This is a genomic window from Burkholderia oklahomensis C6786, assembly GCF_000959365.1.
GTDB classification, from domain to species: Bacteria; Pseudomonadota; Gammaproteobacteria; order Burkholderiales; family Burkholderiaceae; genus Burkholderia; species Burkholderia oklahomensis.
The window spans coordinates 3948635-3964959 of record NZ_CP009555.1 but is presented as its reverse complement, the minus strand read 5'-3'; the positions used below and the strand labels follow the sequence as shown (position 1 = coordinate 3964959).

General features: G+C 65.9%; 19 protein-coding genes, 2 tRNA genes and 1 pseudogene. 14 read left to right on the top strand and 8 right to left on the bottom strand.

Annotation, left to right across the window (positions count from 1 at the left end; translation table 11 throughout):
- Positions 1-42: 42 nt before the first annotated feature.
- From BG90_RS17590 to BG90_RS17570, 5 genes are all read right to left on the bottom strand, one after another.
- A complete protein-coding gene (locus tag BG90_RS17590; RefSeq protein WP_038802583.1) occupies positions 43-1080 on the bottom strand; it encodes a quinone-dependent dihydroorotate dehydrogenase in 1038 nt (345 codons plus the stop codon).
- Between the two features lie 102 nt (positions 1081-1182).
- On the bottom strand, positions 1183-2013 hold the full coding sequence (locus BG90_RS17585; RefSeq protein ID WP_010103948.1) for an arginyltransferase: 831 nt from the start codon (positions 2011-2013) through the stop codon (positions 1183-1185).
- A 33-nt stretch (positions 2014-2046) separates the two neighbouring features.
- A complete protein-coding gene (gene aat / locus BG90_RS17580) occupies positions 2047-2808 on the bottom strand; it encodes a leucyl/phenylalanyl-tRNA--protein transferase (protein ID WP_010103947.1) in 762 nt (253 codons plus the stop codon).
- Between the two features lie 10 nt (positions 2809-2818).
- Positions 2819-3364 (bottom strand): NUDIX hydrolase, encoded by a 546-nt coding sequence (locus tag BG90_RS17575; protein WP_010103946.1) that lies wholly within the window; start codon positions 3362-3364, stop codon positions 2819-2821.
- A 320-nt stretch (positions 3365-3684) separates the two neighbouring features.
- Positions 3685-3761, bottom strand: a tRNA-Met gene (locus tag BG90_RS17570).
- A gap of 218 nt (positions 3762-3979) precedes the next feature.
- Between BG90_RS17570 and BG90_RS17565 the strand changes: the two genes are divergently transcribed.
- The 3 genes from BG90_RS17565 to BG90_RS17555 are packed head-to-tail and all read left to right on the top strand — an operon-like array spanning position 3980 to position 5996.
- Complete coding sequence (locus BG90_RS17565) at positions 3980-4477, top strand: heme-degrading domain-containing protein (RefSeq protein ID WP_010103942.1); 498 nt, start codon at positions 3980-3982, stop codon at positions 4475-4477.
- 10 nt (positions 4478-4487) lie between these two features.
- The gene (locus tag BG90_RS17560) at positions 4488-4820 is read left to right on the top strand and encodes a DMT family transporter (RefSeq protein WP_374189759.1); all 333 of its coding nucleotides are present in this window, start codon (positions 4488-4490) and stop codon (positions 4818-4820) included.
- A 33-nt stretch (positions 4821-4853) separates the two neighbouring features.
- Positions 4854-5996, top strand: coding sequence for an enoyl-CoA hydratase/isomerase family protein (locus BG90_RS17555; RefSeq protein ID WP_010115649.1), 1143 nt, complete (start codon positions 4854-4856; stop codon positions 5994-5996).
- A gap of 341 nt (positions 5997-6337) precedes the next feature.
- Here the strand turns inward: BG90_RS17555 and BG90_RS17550 are convergent, their stop codons facing one another.
- Complete coding sequence (locus BG90_RS17550) at positions 6338-6769, bottom strand: hypothetical protein (protein WP_038800756.1); 432 nt, start codon at positions 6767-6769, stop codon at positions 6338-6340.
- 350 nt (positions 6770-7119) lie between these two features.
- On the opposite strand from BG90_RS17550, the gene ssuD reads away from it, so the two are divergent.
- The 8 genes from ssuD (at position 7120) to BG90_RS17510 (ending at position 12686) form a co-directional block, all read left to right on the top strand.
- The gene (ssuD, locus tag BG90_RS17545; protein WP_010115648.1) at positions 7120-8277 is read left to right on the top strand and encodes an FMNH2-dependent alkanesulfonate monooxygenase; all 1158 of its coding nucleotides are present in this window, start codon (positions 7120-7122) and stop codon (positions 8275-8277) included.
- Between the two features lie 17 nt (positions 8278-8294).
- Positions 8295-9113 (top strand): aliphatic sulfonate ABC transporter permease SsuC, encoded by an 819-nt coding sequence (ssuC, locus tag BG90_RS17540; protein ID WP_010103930.1) that lies wholly within the window; start codon positions 8295-8297, stop codon positions 9111-9113.
- Entirely contained in the window at positions 9110-10114 is a 1005-nt protein-coding gene (locus BG90_RS17535; protein WP_025989826.1) for an ATP-binding cassette domain-containing protein, read from the top strand. Before ssuC ends, BG90_RS17535 begins: the two co-directional genes overlap by 4 nt.
- Before the next feature lie 81 nt (positions 10115-10195).
- Positions 10196-10411, top strand: a complete 216-nt coding sequence (locus tag BG90_RS17530; protein WP_006026606.1) for a TOBE domain-containing protein — start codon at positions 10196-10198, stop codon at positions 10409-10411.
- Between the two features lie 130 nt (positions 10412-10541).
- Positions 10542-10739 carry a hypothetical protein gene (locus BG90_RS17525; RefSeq protein WP_010110042.1) on the top strand — a complete coding sequence of 66 codons (198 nt, stop codon included), beginning with the start codon at positions 10542-10544 and terminating at the stop codon, positions 10737-10739.
- 78 nt (positions 10740-10817) lie between these two features.
- Positions 10818-11072 carry a hypothetical protein gene (locus tag BG90_RS17520; protein ID WP_010110041.1) on the top strand — a complete coding sequence of 85 codons (255 nt, stop codon included), beginning with the start codon at positions 10818-10820 and terminating at the stop codon, positions 11070-11072.
- Positions 11073-11520: 448 nt separating this feature from the next.
- Positions 11521-12540, top strand: coding sequence for a tRNA dihydrouridine(20/20a) synthase DusA (gene dusA, locus BG90_RS17515; RefSeq protein ID WP_010110040.1), 1020 nt, complete (start codon positions 11521-11523; stop codon positions 12538-12540).
- Between the two features lie 70 nt (positions 12541-12610).
- Positions 12611-12686: transfer RNA gene (locus BG90_RS17510), tRNA-His, on the top strand.
- A gap of 84 nt (positions 12687-12770) precedes the next feature.
- Here the strand turns inward: BG90_RS17510 and BG90_RS17505 are convergent.
- Positions 12771-13106, bottom strand: a complete 336-nt coding sequence (locus tag BG90_RS17505; RefSeq protein ID WP_010115646.1) for a hypothetical protein — start codon at positions 13104-13106, stop codon at positions 12771-12773.
- Here BG90_RS17505 and BG90_RS37865 point away from each other — a divergent pair.
- Positions 12996-13478, top strand: a complete 483-nt coding sequence (locus BG90_RS37865) for an SOS response-associated peptidase family protein (protein ID WP_081469770.1) — start codon at positions 12996-12998, stop codon at positions 13476-13478. The genes BG90_RS17505 and BG90_RS37865 overlap by 111 nt on opposite strands.
- 488 nt (positions 13479-13966) lie before the next feature.
- On the opposite strand, the gene BG90_RS17495 is transcribed toward BG90_RS37865, so the two are convergent.
- Positions 13967-14998, bottom strand: a complete 1032-nt coding sequence (locus BG90_RS17495; protein WP_010122425.1) for an IS110 family RNA-guided transposase — start codon at positions 14996-14998, stop codon at positions 13967-13969.
- 145 nt (positions 14999-15143) lie between these two features.
- Here BG90_RS17495 and BG90_RS17490 point away from each other — a divergent pair.
- Positions 15144-15344: pseudogene (locus BG90_RS17490) on the top strand (ISNCY family transposase); the annotation flags it as partial.
- A 267-nt stretch (positions 15345-15611) separates the two neighbouring features.
- Complete coding sequence (locus tag BG90_RS17485; RefSeq protein WP_010121844.1) at positions 15612-16193, top strand: tyrosine-type recombinase/integrase; 582 nt, start codon at positions 15612-15614, stop codon at positions 16191-16193.
- The last annotated feature ends 132 nt before the right edge of the window (positions 16194-16325 follow it).

Genomic DNA, 16325 nt, shown 5'->3' with positions numbered 1-16325 from the left:
AAATAACAATCGATATCTAAATATCGTTTGTTTATTTCTATATCACCGCGCGCGCTCGCGAGCGACCGCCTTCACGCACTCGGCGACGAGCGCCGGACCGCGATAGATGAAGCCCGTGTACAACTGCACGAGCGACGCACCCGCCGCGAGTTTCGCACGCGCGTCCTCGCCGGAGAAGATTCCGCCCACGCCGATGATGGGTACCGCGTCGCCGAGTTCCGCATGCAGCTTGCGGATCACCGCGTTCGACGCGTCGAACACCGGCCGCCCGGACAGCCCGCCCGCCTCGTCGGCGTGCGGCAGGCCCTTCACAGCTTCGCGCGACAGCGTCGTGTTGGTCGCGATCACGCCTTCGATCTTGTGGCGCAAGAGCGTCGCGGCGATTTCCTTTACCTGCCCGTCGTCGAGATCGGGCGCGATCTTCAGCGCGAGCGGCACGAGCTTGCCGTGCAGGTCGGCGAGGCGCTGCTGCTTGTCCTTCAGCGCGGCGAGGAGGGCGTCGAGCTCGCCCGCGCCCTGCAGCTGGCGCAGGTTCTTCGTGTTCGGCGACGAGATGTTGATCGTCACGTAGCTCGCGAACGGGTAGACGCGCTCGAGGCAGTACAGGTAGTCGTCGGCCGCGCGCTCGATCGGCGTGTCGGCGTTCTTGCCGATGTTCAGGCCGAGCACGCCGCGGTAGCGCGCCGCCTGGACGTTCTTCACGAACTGGTCGACGCCGCTGTTGTTGAAGCCCATCCGGTTGATGAGCGCCTGCGCATCGGGCAGCCGGAACATCCGCGGGCGCGGGTTGCCGGGCTGCGCCCGCGGCGTGACCGTGCCGACCTCGATGAAGCCGAAGCCGAGCGCGGCGAGGCCGTCGATCGCCGCGCCGTCCTTGTCGAGACCGGCCGCGAGCCCGACCGGGTTGCGGAACGTGAGCCCCATCACGGTGCGCGGCGCGTCGGGCACGCGCGCGGCGAGCGCGCACGCGAGGCCGGTGCGGCCCGCGGCGCCGAGCATGCGCAGGGTCAGATGGTGGGCGTCTTCCGCATCCATCTTGAAGAGGGATGCGCGGGCAAGCGGATAGAGGGAGCTGAACACGGAAGAGACGGCGGCAGCCGAAAAATTGACAACCCGTTATTTTAGCCGAGAAGCGCCGTCGCGCCTTCCGCAGGCGGCGCGGCGCGGGCGCTGCTCAGGCCGTCAGCGCGTGCCTGAATGGCCGCCCGGCAGCGGCGCGCGTCCGAGCGCGGCATCGACGGGCGGCAGATCGACGAGCGTCGGATCGAGCACTTTCCAGCGGCCGTCGACGAGCCCTTCGAGCGGATGAAAGTTCGCCTTGTAGGCCATCTTCGGGCTCTCGCGAATCCAGTAGCCGAGGTAGACGTACGGCAGGCGCAGACTCTTCGCCTGTTCGATCTGCCAGAGGATGTTGTAGGTGCCGTAGCTCGCGTGCGGCTCGTCCGGATCGAAGAACGTGTAGACGGACGACAGGCCGTCGCCGAGGATGTCGATCATGCTGACCATCCGCAGCGGGCTCGCCCCGTTCTCGGGCGGCTCGAGATCGCGGAACTCGACGAGCCGCGAGTTGATCCGGCTCTGCAGCAGGAATTGCTCGTATTGATCGCGGCTGTCGCGGTCCATGCCGCCGCCCGCGTGGCGCGCCGACTGGTAGCGCATGTAGAGCGCGTAGTGCTCCTCGTCGTAGTGGAGCGGCGAGACGGTCGCGACGAGCGCGCGATGGCGCTTCCACATGCGCCGCTGCGTGCGGTTCGGCGTGAACGCGTCGACCGGCACGCGCACCGGCACGCACGCGCGGCAGCCGTCGCAATAAGGGCGGTACGTGAACACGCCGGAGCGACGGAAGCCCGCCTTCACGAGCTCGGTGTAGATGTCGGAATTGATCAGATGACTCGGCGTCGCGACTTGCGAGCGCGCGATGCGCCCGTCCAGATAACTGCACGGGTAGGGGGCCGTCGCATAGAATTGCAACGCCGAAAGCGGTGAAAGCGGCAGCTCAGTGGGATGAGTCATGGGCAGCTCTCGATGTATTGATGTTTTGCCGCGCTAACGATCCAACGTATCCGTTGCCGAAGCGGCATGGCCGAGCAGCCCGGCGACGACGGCCTTGTCGAACCGCCACGGTATCGCCGGCTCGCCGACGGCGCGGCGCACGTGCGCGACGAACGCCTTGCGCGCGATCTCGCGGCCGCCGAGCGACGCCAGATGCGACGTGTTCTGCTGGCAGTCTATCATTTCTACCCTGTGCTCGCGCAGGTGCGCGACGAGCGCGGCGAACGCGATTTTCGACGCGTCGCTCACGTCCGCGTACATCGATTCGCCGAAGAACATCCGGCCGAACGACACGCCGTAGAGGCCGCCCACGCGCCGGCCGTCGAGCCAGGTCTCGATGCTGTGCGCGTCGCCCGCGCGGTGCAGCGACGAATACGCGTCGATGATCTCCGCGGTGATCCACGTGCCGCGCTGCCCGCGTCGCGGCGCCTGCGCGCACGCGCGCATCACGCCGGCGAAGTCGCAATCGACGCGAATCTCCCAGCGCGGCTCGCGCAGCACGCGCTTGAGCGTCTTCCTGAACGTCGCCGAGATCTTGAATTCGGTCGGCGCGAGGATCATCCGCGGATCGGGGCTCCACCACAGCACCGGCTGGCCGTCCGAATACCACGGGAAGATGCCGCGCCGGTACGCGTCGATCAGGCGCGACGGCAGGAGGTCCGCGCTCGCGGCCAGGAGGCCGGGCGCGCCGCTCGCCGCGCCGAGCGCGCGCTCGACGCTCGGAAACGGATCGTCGGGACCGAGCCAGGGGACCATGCGCGCGCGCCTAGCCGTTGCGCAGCGAGCGGAAGATGTCGCCCGTATGGACGCCGTAGTCGCCCGCCTCGCGGTCGGCGAAGAAGAATCGCAGCGTCTGGCTGACGGTCGGGAACGCGATCTCGTCCCACGGGATGTCGGGCTCGTCGAAGAGCCGCACCTCGAGACTTTCCTCGCCCGCCTCGAACGACGGATCGACGAGGCGCGCGAGATAGAACAGATGCACTTGATGAACGTGCGGCACGTTCAGCAGCGTGAAGAGATTCTGCACCTCGACGCGCGCGCCCGCTTCCTCGAGCGTCTCGCGCGCGGCGGCTTCGGCCGTCGTCTCTCCCATCTCCATGAAGCCCGCGGGCAGCGTCCAGTAGCCGTAGCGCGGCTCGATCGCGCGCCGGCACAGCAGCACCTGATCGCCCCAGACGGGGATCGTGCCCACGACGTTGCGCGGGTTCTGATAGTGGATCGTGCCGCAATGGTCGCAGACGAAGCGCTCGCGATTGTCTCCCGGCGGGATGCGCGCAATGACTTCGTGACCGCAAACGGAACAGAATTTCATAGGAAGGGGATGGGAAATGGTGATGCGAGTGTATCACCGGGCGACGGCATTCTCGAACGCTCGCGGTCGGGCGCGACGCCGAATGGGCGGGCGCGGCGGCGCGGTACGCCGCCTGCGTTCCGCGCCGCCGCGATTTCCGTTCGCACGCTTCGCGCCGGCGATGCGCGATGGCGCTTGGATGCAGATCGGCGACGCAATCGAGCAGACGCCGAAAAAGCAGAAAGCCCACCGTGGAGGGCGGGCTTTCTGATCGGTTTCGACGAGGATTCGTCCGTTCTCGCATGCTCGTGCGCGTTGAGCGCCGCTTGCGAAATCTGGCTTGGTTGCGGGGGTAGGATTTGAACCTACGACCTTCGGGTTATGAGCCCGACGAGCTGCCAGACTGCTCCACCCCGCGTCCGTCGAAAGATGAAATTATAAGGAGTTACCCGAGGAATTGCAATCCCTTGTCGACGATTTCTATTCGCCGCCGTGCTCGAACGGTTCGAAAGCGGTGCTGCGCTAGAATCGGACGGTTTCGTCGGCCGCGCCGCACGGGCCGCGCAGCGCGTCTGCCGTCCGGAGCGGGCGGCCTTTCCCTTTCCGTATTTTCGCTATCGTTCGCACACACGCTTCATGGACATCGCCCTCGATCTGCAGTCGATCGCCATACAGGAAAAGACCCTCGTGTTCCCGCAGTTCGACGCCGCACGCGCATGGGCGCTCGGCTCGCAGCTGCGCGAGTTCGCACTCGCGCGCGGCCACGCGGTCGCGATCGACGTGCGCACGTTCGGTCAGCCGCTCTTCTTCGCGCTGCTCGACGGCGCGACGCCCGACAACGTCGACTGGGCGCGCCGCAAAGGCAACGTCGTCGCGCATTTCCGGCGCAGCTCGTATGCGGTCGGCCTGCGGATGCAGCAGGCGGGCGCGACGCTCGCCGACAAGCACGGGCTGCCCGTCGCCGAATACGCGTCGCACGGCGGCGCGTTTCCGCTGACGGTCGCGGGGGCGGGCGTGATCGGCTCGGTCACCGTATCGGGGCTGCCGCAGCGCGGCGACCACGAGCTCGTCGTCGAGGCGCTGTGCGCGCAGCTCGGCCACGCGTACGACGCGCTTGCGCTCGCGAGGAGCTGACGCGATGCAGCTGCCCGGTTACGCATGGCTCGCGATCGCGATCGTCGCCGAGGTGATCGGCACGTCGGCGCTGCGCGCGGCCGAAGGCTTCACGCGGCTTTGGCCGACGCTCGTCGTCGCCGCGGGCTACGGCACCGCGTTCTATTGCCTGTCGCTGACGCTCAAGAGCATGCCCGTCGGCATCGTGTACGCGATCTGGTCGGGCGCGGGCATCGTGCTCATCACGCTCGTCGCGGTCGTCCTCTATCGGCAGGTGCCGGACTGGCCCGCGGTCGTCGGGCTCGCGCTCATCGTCTCGGGCGTCGCGGTGCTCAATCTCTTTTCGAAGATGCAGGCGCACTGACGATCGCGCCCGTCCACGTCACTCTCCATTGCCATGAACGCTTCCCGCAACGATTCTCCGCAAGCCGACGTCCGCGCGCATGTCGCGAACCGCATCGGCTTTCTCGAACTGAACCGTCCGCAGGCGCTCAACGCGCTGTCGACCGAGATGATCCGCGCGCTGCATCGCGCGCTCGACGCGTGGCGCGACGATCCCGACGTGCTCGCGGTCGTGATCCACAGCCCGCATCCGCGCGCATTCTGCGCGGGCGGCGACGTGCGCTTCTTCTACGATGCGCACCGGCGCGGCGATCAATCGTCGATCGACACGTTCTTCATCGAAGAGTATTCGCTGAACCACGCGATCTTCACGTATCCGAAGCCGTACATCGCGCTGATGCACGGCGTCGTGATGGGCGGCGGGATGGGCATCTCGCAGGCGGCGAAGCGCACGGGCGGGCTGCGCGTCGTGACCGACTCGACGAAGATGGCGATGCCGGAAACGCGCATCGGTCTCTTTCCGGACGTCGGCATGAGCTGGTTCCTCGCGCGCACGCCGGGCGCGCTCGGCCGCTATCTCGCCGTCACGGGCGCGACGCTCGACGCGGCGGGCGCGCTGTACGCGGGGCTCGCCGACACGTATCTGCCTGATGCGGCGCTGCCCGCGCTGCTCGACGCGTTGCGCGCCGAGCGCTTCGACGACGGCGCGGCGGTGACGGCGCGCGTCGCGGCCGAGGCCGCGCGGCACGCGGTGACGCCTGCGCCAAACGCGTCGGCGCTCGCGGCCGCGCGCGCGTCGATCGACAAGCATTTCGCGCGTGCCGACGTCGCCGCGATCGCCGCGTCGCTCGACGCCGAGCGCGACGACGCGGTGCGCGCCGCGTGGGTCGACAAGGCGCGCGACGCGATGCGCGGCGGTTCGCTGTCGCCGCTGTCGATGGCGGTGTCGGTCGAAGTCGTCGAACGCGCGCGCGGGGCGACGATGGCCGATTGCCTGCGGCGCGACCTCGACCTGACGCGCTCGACGTTCGCGCGCGGCGATGTAATCGAGGGCGTGCGTGCGGTGATCGTCGACAAGGATCACGCGCCGAAGTGGCGTTATCCGACGATTCCGGACGTGACCGCTGAGGCGGTCGCGGAGATGTTCGAGAGCCCGTGGCGCGCGGACGAGCATCCGCTCATGGGTTTGCGCGACTGATGGCGTCGCGGCGCGCGTAGGGGCGCCGCGGGCACGGGCGGACGACGTGCCCGCCGCGCTCGATCGTCGCCGGGGCGCGCGCTTCGCATGCTCGCATGCGAACGGCGCCGCGCGTCGTACGACATCGCGCGTCCGACGGCCGGTGCCGGATCGACGCGCGACAAACGCTCGGCCGATCGGTCTCGACGATGACCGGACGGTAACCCGGCGACACGATGCCGGAGCGTCGTTTCGGCGGCGACTGCGCCGATCCGCGCCGGCGGCCGCACGATCATCCGATGAGAGACGTTCGCGTCACGTTCCGGCGGCGACGATGGAGCGCCGAGCCCGGCGGGCGACGCTCACGCGTCGTCGCCGCCGTCATCCGACATGAACGCGCGCATGAACACGAGCGCGCCCCAGCCCCAGGCCGCGTTCGCGACGAAGCCGACGACGAGCGGCGGCAGCATGTTGCCGGCGGGCCAGATGCCGCGCAGCGGATCGATCGCGAACACGCGCGCGGCGGTGAGCACGACGCCGCCGAACACGAGCGACGGCACCCATGGCGCCGCGCGCTCGGGCGACACGCGCAGCAGCCACGCCATCAGGATCGCCCAGCACGCGCTCATGATCGCGTTCGCGACGAATTCAGGAATGCCGAGCGGTGCGAACGGCGCGGTCGAGAAGCCCGTCGCCTCGATGAGGCCGGCCGTATGCAAAAGTGCGAGCGTCGCCTCACGGAAGAAGAGAGCGGCGAGGAAGCCGGACAGAAACGGCAGGATCACTTTCTGCATCGAGAGCGCCACGTGAGGGCGCGGCGCCGTGCGGCGCGCGCCGGGTTGTCAGGGACTTGGTGCGACATTATAGGGGCCCGTGCGTTCATATTCGCTGCAGCAGCACGCAAAGCACGAAAGCGGAAAACCTAAGCTCAAAAAAATCGTTCCTATACGAAACCGCGCTCCCTAGACTGATTTCCCTGAGACGGCCAAGCCGCCTCCCGCGCGAAAGCGCGCGCACGCCGCTCGATCCGCTGCGGCATGTGTTCCCCAACTCATCCGCGAGCGTCGCGCGTGCTGCGTCCGTCCGCGCATCGTCGCGTCGCCGTCGCCCATTTTTTGCACGATCAGTCAGGCAGGAGCATCGCATGAATGTGTTTTGGTTCATCCCCACGCACGGCGACAGCCGCTATCTCGGCACGGCCGAGGGCGCGCGCGCCGCGGACTATGATTACTTCCGGCAGGTCGCCGTCGCGGCCGACACGCTCGGCTACGACGGCGTGCTGCTGCCGACGGGCCGCTCGTGCGAGGATGCGTGGGTCGTCGCGTCGAGCCTCATTCCGGCGACGAAGCGGCTGAAGTTCCTCGTCGCGATCCGGCCGGGGCTGTCGTCGCCGGGGCTGTCCGCGCGGATGGCGTCGACGTTCGACCGGCTCTCCGACGGGCGTCTCCTCATCAACGTCGTGACGGGCGGCGATTCGGCCGAGCTCGAGGGCGACGGCCTCTTCGCCGATCACGACGCGCGCTACGCGATCACCGACGACTTCCTGCACATCTGGCGCAAGCTGCTCGCCGAATCGCACGAGAACGGCAGCGTCGATTTCGACGGCGAGCATCTGCAGGCGAAGGGCGGCAAGCTGCTGTATCCGCCCGTCCAGCATCCGCATCCGCCGCTGTGGTTCGGCGGCTCGTCGCCCGCCGCGCACGCGATCGCGGCCGATCACATCGATACCTACCTGACCTGGGGCGAGCCGCCCGCGGCGGTCGAGAAGAAGATCGCCGACATCCGCGCACGCGCGGCCGGGCGCGGGCGCAAGATCAAGTTCGGGATCCGCCTGCACGTGATCGTGCGCGAGACCGAGGAAGAAGCGTGGCGCGACGCCGACCGTCTCATCAGCCGGCTCGACGACGACACGATCGCGCGCGCGCAGCAGGCGTTCGCGAAGATGGATTCCGAAGGGCAGCGCCGGATGGCCGCGCTGCACGGCGGCAAGCGCGGCTCGCGCCAGGAGCTCGAGATCTATCCGAATCTGTGGGCGGGCGTCGGCCTCGTTCGCGGCGGCGCGGGCACGGCACTCGTCGGGAATCCGGAACAAGTCGCCGCGCGGATGCGCGAATACACGGAGCTCGGCATCGAGACGTTCATCCTGTCCGGCTATCCGCACCTCGAAGAGTCGTACCGCTTCGCCGAACTCGTGTTCCCGCTCGTCAAGGGCGGCGGCAACGCGCGGCGCGCGGGGCCGCTGTCGGGGCCGTTCGGCGAAGTCGTCGGCAATCAGTATCTGCCGAAGGCGAGCCAGAGCTGAGCGAGGAGGACATCGACATGGCAACGACGCGCTCCAGCTCAGGCTTCGCGACCCGCCGCGCCGGCCAGGCGGCGCGCGCGATCGCGCCGTGGCTCGTGCCGCTCGTGCTCGCGCTCGCGTGGGAGCTCGGCGCGCGCTCGGGCGCGCTGTCGAACCGCGTGCTGCCCGAGCCGCTCGCCGTCGTGCGCGCCGCGTGGGCGCTCGTCGAATCGGGCGACATGTGGGCGAACGTGAAGGTCAGCACGTGGCGCGCGCTCGTCGGCTTTGCGATCGGCGGCGGCGTCGGGCTCGCGCTCGGCCTCGCGACGGGACTCTCGAAGGCGGCCGAAGTCGCGCTCGATTCGACGATCCAGATGATCCGCAACATCCCGGCGCTCGCGATGATCCCGCTCGTGATCCTGTGGTTCGGCATCGACGAGAAGGCGAAGCTGTTCCTCGTCGCGCTCGGCGTGTTCTTTCCGATCTACATCAACACGTATCACGGGATCCGTTCGGTCGACGCGGGCCTCGTCGAGATGGCGAGGAGCTATGGCGTGAAGGGCTTCGCGCTCTATCGCGACGTGATCCTGCCGGGCGCGCTGCCGTCGATTCTCGTCGGCGTGCGGTTCGCGCTCGGGCTGATGTGGGTGATGCTGATCGTCGCCGAAACGATCTCCGCGCAATCGGGCATCGGCTACATGACGATGAACGCGCGCGAATTCTTGCAAACCGACGTGGTGGTGGTCGGCATCCTGCTGTACGCGGCACTCGGCAAGCTCGCCGACGTGCTCGCGAAGTGGCTCGAGCGCGCGACGCTGCGCTGGCACCCCGCGTATCAACCGGGAGCCCAGGCATGACTGGAACCACGTTGGCCGCCACCTACGGCCCGATTGCGGGCGCGGATCTCGAAGCCGAGCTCGCGCAGCCGCGCACCGCGGATGGCGACGCCCAGGACGCCGCGGTGCTCGAGCGCGACGGCGGCGCGCACGTGCTGCCGTTCGCGTCGGGCGGCGAGCTGCGCCGCGCGCCGCCCGACGACGACGCTCGCGACGCCGCGGCCGATGCTTCGGTGCGCCTGCAGCGGGTAAGCAAGCGCTACGGCGAGCGGACCGTGCTCGCCGACGTCGATCTGTCGATCGAGCGCGGCAGCTTCGTTGCGATCGTCGGCCGAAGCGGCTGCGGCAAGTCCACGCTGCTGCGGCTTGTCGCGGAGCTCGAGACGCCGAGCGCCGGCGCGCTCACCAAGCGCGGCGACGGCGGCGACGCGCTCGACACGCGGATCATGTATCAGGACGCGCGTCTGCTGCCGTGGAAGACCGTGCTGCAGAACGTGATGCTCGGCCTCGGGCGGCGCGCGAAGGACGATGCGCGCGCGGTGCTCGACGAAGTCGGGCTGCTCGCGCGTGCGAACGACTGGCCCGCGCAGCTATCGGGCGGCCAGCGGCAGCGCGTCGCGCTCGCGCGGGCGCTCGTTCATCGGCCGCAACTGCTGCTGCTCGACGAGCCGCTCGGCGCGCTCGATGCGCTCACGCGCATCGAGATGCATGCGCTGATCGAGCGCCTGTGGCGCGAGCATCGCTTCACCGCGCTGCTCGTCACGCACGACGTGCAGGAAGCGGTCGCGCTCGCCGACCGGATCCTGCTCATCGAGGCGGGCAGGATCGCGTTCGATCAGCCGGTGCCGCTCGGCCGGCCGCGCGCGCGGGCGTCGGCGGCGTTCGCCGCGCTCGAGGATCGCGTGCTGCAACGCGTGCTGACGGGCACGGATGCGGCGGGGGCGGCGTCGCCGGCCGCGGCGGATCAGGGCGGCATGCGCGGTCGCGCGAAGGCGGCGGGCGGGCTGCGCTGGGCGGTATGACGGGCGTGCGCCGAAGCGCGGCCCACGCGATCGGACCGATCGCATCGATCAATCAGACGAACCATTCGGAGCGAATACCCGATGAGCATCACGGCAATCAACGTACGCAATCAATTCCGGGGCAAGGTGAAAGAGATCATCCGCGGGCCCGTCGTGTCCGAGGTCGACGTCGACACGCCGTTCGGCATCGTCACGTCGGTCATCACGACGCGCTCGATCGACGAACTGGAGCTGAAGGTCGGCACCGAGGTGGTGGCGCTCGTCAAGTCGACGGAGGTGTCGATCGCGCGCCTGTGAGCGGGCGGTTGCGTTGAAGCGTCGCCCGGCGCGGGGCGGTCTCTCGCGCCGGCCGGGCACCGGCTTCGCCGTTCTTCCCGGCACTTGTGAAAGTGCTAGGATGCAATGAAACCGACGGCGGAGGCGGGCCATGTTTCCTATCCTGAGTCCCGAAGCGATCGAAGCGCTGAAGTGGATCGACCAGTTCGGTGCCGGTCGGCCGTTGCCGGCGGGTTTCCGGCTGCCGCTCGAGGAGCTTCTGAACGACGGCTTCGTCTATCTGAGCGGGCCCGACCGGGTCGACATCACCGACGACGGCAAGGCTTACCTATCTGAAGCGTACGATTGACGGAGACGGCAGACGCCGGGCGCAGGGTTTGCCCGTATGCGCCGGCGCACGGTCCGTCCGGATCGGGGAGGCGACAAAATGGAACCGAAAGGCAATGACATCGGCGACTTCGGCGAGTCTTACAAGGGCTACGACATCGAAGTGAAGACCGAGCAGCTCTGGGCGGGCGAGAAAGCCCATTACCGGGTGCTGCAGGGCGGCGCGGTCGTGATCGACTGGCGCCTCGTGCATATCGACGGGCTGCTGCTCAGCGAGCGCAGGGTAATCGAGCAGACGCTCGCCGTCGCGCGATCGACGGTCGATCGGGAACTGCTGGGGGCGGGGGTCGTTTGACGGGCTTTGTCCGTACTCGGTTGCGCCGGCGATCCGCGCGCGGATCGTGCGGGAGCGAGGCGCGAATCGATTGGGCGCGGCATCGGATTCGAGGCGGTGCATCGTCGGTGTCGCAGGGCTGTCGACGCACCTTCGATGGCGGTATTCGCATCGATCCATCCGATTGGATCGGTTCTCGCACGCGACCGCTTGAATAGCGATACAAATATTCACAAAGAATCGGCGTGCCGCGCGGCGCGCGTCGAATATACTGGTTCAAGCATCTTCTCCTCGTGCCAAAGGATCTGATGCGAAAGAAAGCCCCGGCTGCGTCATGCGGTCGGGGCTTTCGCATTTGGGAATCGGCAAGCGCGAACGGCGCGCCGCGCGTCCCGCGAACCTGTCCTTCGGTCGCATTGCGGTAAAATGCGCGGTTGTCCACGCGCCGCCGCGCTTTTCCGTACTGCCTATGTCTGCCTCGTCTTCGTTCAGTCCACGCCGAGTGTCCGTCGCCCCGATGATGGACTGGACCGATCGCCACTGCCGTTCGTTTCATCGGACGATCTCGCGCCACACGTGGCTTTACACGGAGATGGTGACGACGGGCGCGCTGGTCCACGGCGACGTCGCGCGCCACCTGGCGTTCACGCCCGGCGAAGCGCCCGTCGCGCTGCAGCTCGGCGGCAGCGAGCCCGCGGATCTCGCGCATTCCGCGAAGCTCGGCGAGCGCTGGGGCTACGACGAAATCAACCTGAATTGCGGCTGTCCATCCGAGCGCGTGCAGCGCGGCGCGTTCGGCGCGTGCCTGATGAACGAGCCGCAACTCGTCGCCGATTGCGTGAAGGCGATGTGCGACGCGGTGTCGATTCCGGTGACGGTCAAGCATCGGATCGGCGTGGACGCGGTCGAGGACTACGCGTTCGTGCGCGACTTCGTCGGCACGGTCGCCGCGGCTGGCTGCGACGTGTTCATCGTGCATGCGCGCAACGCGATCCTGAAGGGCTTGTCGCCGAAAGAGAACCGCGAGATTCCGCCGCTCAAGTACGACTACGCGTATCGGCTGAAGCAGGATTTTCCTCAGCTCGAGATCATCGTCAACGGCGGCATCACGACGCTCGACGAAGTCGAGCGGCACCTGCAGCACGTCGACGGCGTGATGCTCGGCCGCGAGGCTTATCACAATCCGTACGTGCTTGCCGACGTCGACGCGCGCTTCTACGGCGCGGCCACGCCGGCGCCGACGCGCGAGGCAGTGGAGGCGCAACTCGTCGAATACTGTGCGACCGAACTCGCGCGCGGCACATATCTCGGCGCGATCGTCCGGCATGCGCTCGGTCTGTATCGCGGCGTCGCGGGCGCGCGCGGCTGGCGCCGCGTGCTGTCGGACAGCAAGCGTCTTGCGCGCGGCGATCTGTCGATCTTCGACGAGGCGCGCGCGCACCTGACGACTCCGGAAGATTTTTTTGAAGAAAAGGCTTTGCAAAGTTAAACGGCCTTTGTATAATCTCGCTTCTTCATTGATGAGCCAACTGCGGCGAATCAAGCGGGGAAAAATAGTGGTGGCTGTAGCTCAGTTGGTAGAGTCCAGGATTGTGATTCCTGTCGTCGTGGGTTCGAGTCCCATCAGCCACCCCAGAATTCTCAGACAAAACAGGCACTTAGGTGCCTGTTTTGCTTTCCGCGATGTGAATTTCGGAACGGAAACCCGGATTTCGGAATTTACTCTGTCGCGTTCGCGGCTTTTATCTTCCGTTTATCGTAGTGTCGGTGTGTTGTGGCTCGGGTTCGAGTGCGCCGCGAAATCGTAGGCGTCAGCCGCTCGATTCTCGAGTTTCGTCGTAATCGGGCAGGGCGAATGTCCAACAGCGAGAAGTAGTCGGCGTGCTTCGTTAGCATCAACTCCATGCCACCTCTGACCGGCCGGTTGATTCGGTTCGCGATTCGCTGCGCCGCCTCGCGCATCTTCTTCACCTCGAACTCCTTCGCGATCTCAGCATCGTACGCGCCGATGTAGGCGTACATCGCGACATCGCGTCCTGCCACACTGACGCCCATCCGCTCTTCGAGTACATCTGCCCCTTCCGGTTCGGGAAGAGGAACAGGCTGTCGACTTTCCGGCCGCGTTTCGCGCGCTCGACGACGGCGTGCAGCCGCGGCGACCAGTGGCAGCCGCTATGTGTCGCGGGTATTTGGCGGGCGTGGAAGGAGCTGGGCAGTGGCGAGGTGCTCGCAATGGCGATGCTGACGGTGAACGCCGACGAGCATCCAGTGATGATGCACATGCACCGATTGGGAGACGAGAAGCGTTCAGTCGTCATCCTGCGGCCGGCCGATTACGACGAGTGGCTGCACACGAAGAATACCGACGTGGCGCGCTTGATGCATCAGACCTATCCAGCCACTGAAATGCTCGCAGTGCCAACATAATTTGTGGATGTGGAAGATGACCATATTGTCGTTGCCTCGGCCAGTAACAGTCCTCCATGACGACGTTGTGGGCGCCTGCTTCTCACCGTCTAGCAGACATTCGTGGATGGCCGATCACTGATCTACGATCAAATCGAACCGCGCCAAATTCAGTGCGACGAGACATAAGCCGTATCAGCGAATACTGCCGGTGTAGAGGCTAGATAGAGATGTCCGTACATGGACGCCCCCGGCTTGCCAAGCATTCAGTTCATGACGACATGAAGGTAGATTGCAACCGTACATTCGGACTTTGGTTGCGGCGATGCCGCTGTCCCTGATGGGTTCCGCTGGTCGGTTCCCCGTCGCTTTGGCGCACTCGCAGGTGCTCGGACATTTTCGGGTTCTACCGACCACGGTCTGACCTGTTTGCCATCACGTCATGACTGCCTGAGCAATCGGTGGTTGGTTTTCCTGCCGTACTTCCTGTACCGAATCGGCCGGACTGGTTACGCAGCAGCACCAGCGGATGGATAACCGGCCCGGTATTCTCTGTCGTGCGCCCAGAGCGCCCATACGGTCCGGGCGATTTTGTTTGCCAACGCAACGGCGGCTACATTGTGGTTACGGCGGCGGATCAGCTCGTGCACCCAGCCCTCACAATTGCCTTTTCGTCTGGAAGCAAAAATCACCGAACGCGCGCAGTGAATCAGCAATGTTCGCAAATAGGAATCGCCTCGCTTGCTGATGCCCAGCAGGTTTTGTTTCCCGCCACTCGAGTGCTGTCGCGGCACCAATCCGAGCCACGTCGCAAGCTGCCGTCCGTTCTCGAAGTGTTTGGCGTCACCGATGGTGGCCACCAGCGCGGTGGCCGTAACTGGACCGATGCCAGGTATCTTTTCCAACTTTTTCGCCAGATCGCTATTGCGATGCCACGCCTTGATTTGAGCGTCGATCTCGGTCACTTGTTGGTGAAGCACCTTCAGATGGGCCATCAGGCGCAGAACCAGTTGCCGGAACACGCCGGGCAAATCGTTCGACGCATCTTCAATAACGTCGAATACCTGGATCATATGAGCCATGCCCTGCGGGATCGAATATCCGTATTCGCCGAGCAATCCACGGATCTGATTTGCCTGCGCCGTGCGAGCACAAACGAAACCCTGCCGTGCACGATGCAAGGCAAGCACTGCCTGTTGCTCAACGTTCTTGATAGGCACGAAGCGCATGTTGGGCCGTATCACCGCTTCGGAAATCGCTTCAGCGTCGGCCGCATCGTTCTTGTTTGTCTTGACGTAGGGTTTGACGAACTGCGGTGCCATCAACCTGACGACATGTCCCATGCTCTGCAGCTTGCGAGCCCAAAAATGCGCACTGCTACAGGCTTCCATTCCGATCAGCGCTCTCGGAATGTTCGCAAAGAACGACGCCATCTGCTCTCGTTTGATCTGCTTTCTCAGCACCACCCTGCCGTGCTCGTTGACGCCATGCAGCTGGAAGACATTCTTTGCCAGATCGATGCCAATAACCGTAGCCGTCATGATGGAAGCTCCTGTTCGTGGACGTGGGGCACACACAACCCCACTTTGGCACGACCGCGACGTTTCGGGTGGGGGCGTCCATCCCATTGCTTTTCGACCCATCGTAAGCTGACCGGCCGCCGGGTGCCCGGCGCCGGAGGCTTCGATGGCTGCAACGGAGCGGATCACGATGACGATGCGCGAGCTGGACAGGTTCAAGGTCATTCAGGACGTAGCCGACGGCAAGCTCAAGCCATGGCGTGCGGCCGAACGGCTGGAGTTGAGGACACGGCAGATTCGGCGGCCGGCCGCCCGGCTGCGTGAGCACGATCCGGCGGGATTGGTGTCGGGACATCGAGCGAAGCCCGGTACCACCGTTTCGACGGACGGCTGATGACCGCCGAGGCGGAGAATCTGTCGAAAACCGTATCCCGCGGCGTCGGGGGCGAACGATATGATGCTTGCCCGAAGTGAAAGTCCGTTGGCAATGTGAAGCAGCCCCTTGTTCGTGACACATCGAACGAAGGCACAGGGTCGGGTAGCGCCCGCCCGAGGAGGCGCACACTCAATCTCCTTTCGCTTGAAAGGAGATTGTCATGGAATCCGAGAATGCCGTCGTCAGCCAACGTGTGCCGTGAAACTCATCGGGCAGAAGCCGCCGTTAAAGCTCCGGGAAATCTGGGCGATTCGGACGAGGCTTCAGATGGCGTCGAACGTTCATGAGCTCGCGATGTTCAATCTTGCTGCAATAGATAGCAAGCTTCGAGCGTGCGATCTTACTCGGTTGCAGGTGCAGGACGTCCGTCACGGAATCCATGTGGCCGCCAGGGCCGCAGTCATGCAGCAAGAGATGCAACGGCCGGTCCGATTCGAAATCACGGAACAGACCCGTGAGAGCCTCGAAGCCTGGATCGAAGCGCGAGGGCTGAAGGCGGCGGATTTTCTGTTCCCAAGCCGGTTGCATACCTCGCCGCATCTGTCGACGCGGCAATATGCCCGGATGGTACACCGCTGGATCGCGTCGATTGGCCTCGACGATACCGCATACGGCGCGCACACGATGCGCCGCACAAAAGCTTCGCTAATCTACCGGCGAACGAAGAGCCTTCGAGCGGTGCAACTGCTGCTCGGACACACGAAGCTGGAAAGCACGGTTCGCTATCTCGGCATTGAGGTCGACGATGCCCTCGAGATGGCGGAGCAGACCGAAGTATGATGACCTGAAGGCCGGCGCGCGGTCGCTTGCCGGCCATGAGCCGTCGTTCGCTCGTACCTTCACTTGGACGTTCAGACGTCGGCTCCTCCCAGCAAGCAGCCACTCGGATTGCGACGACGAACGTTGCTTTGT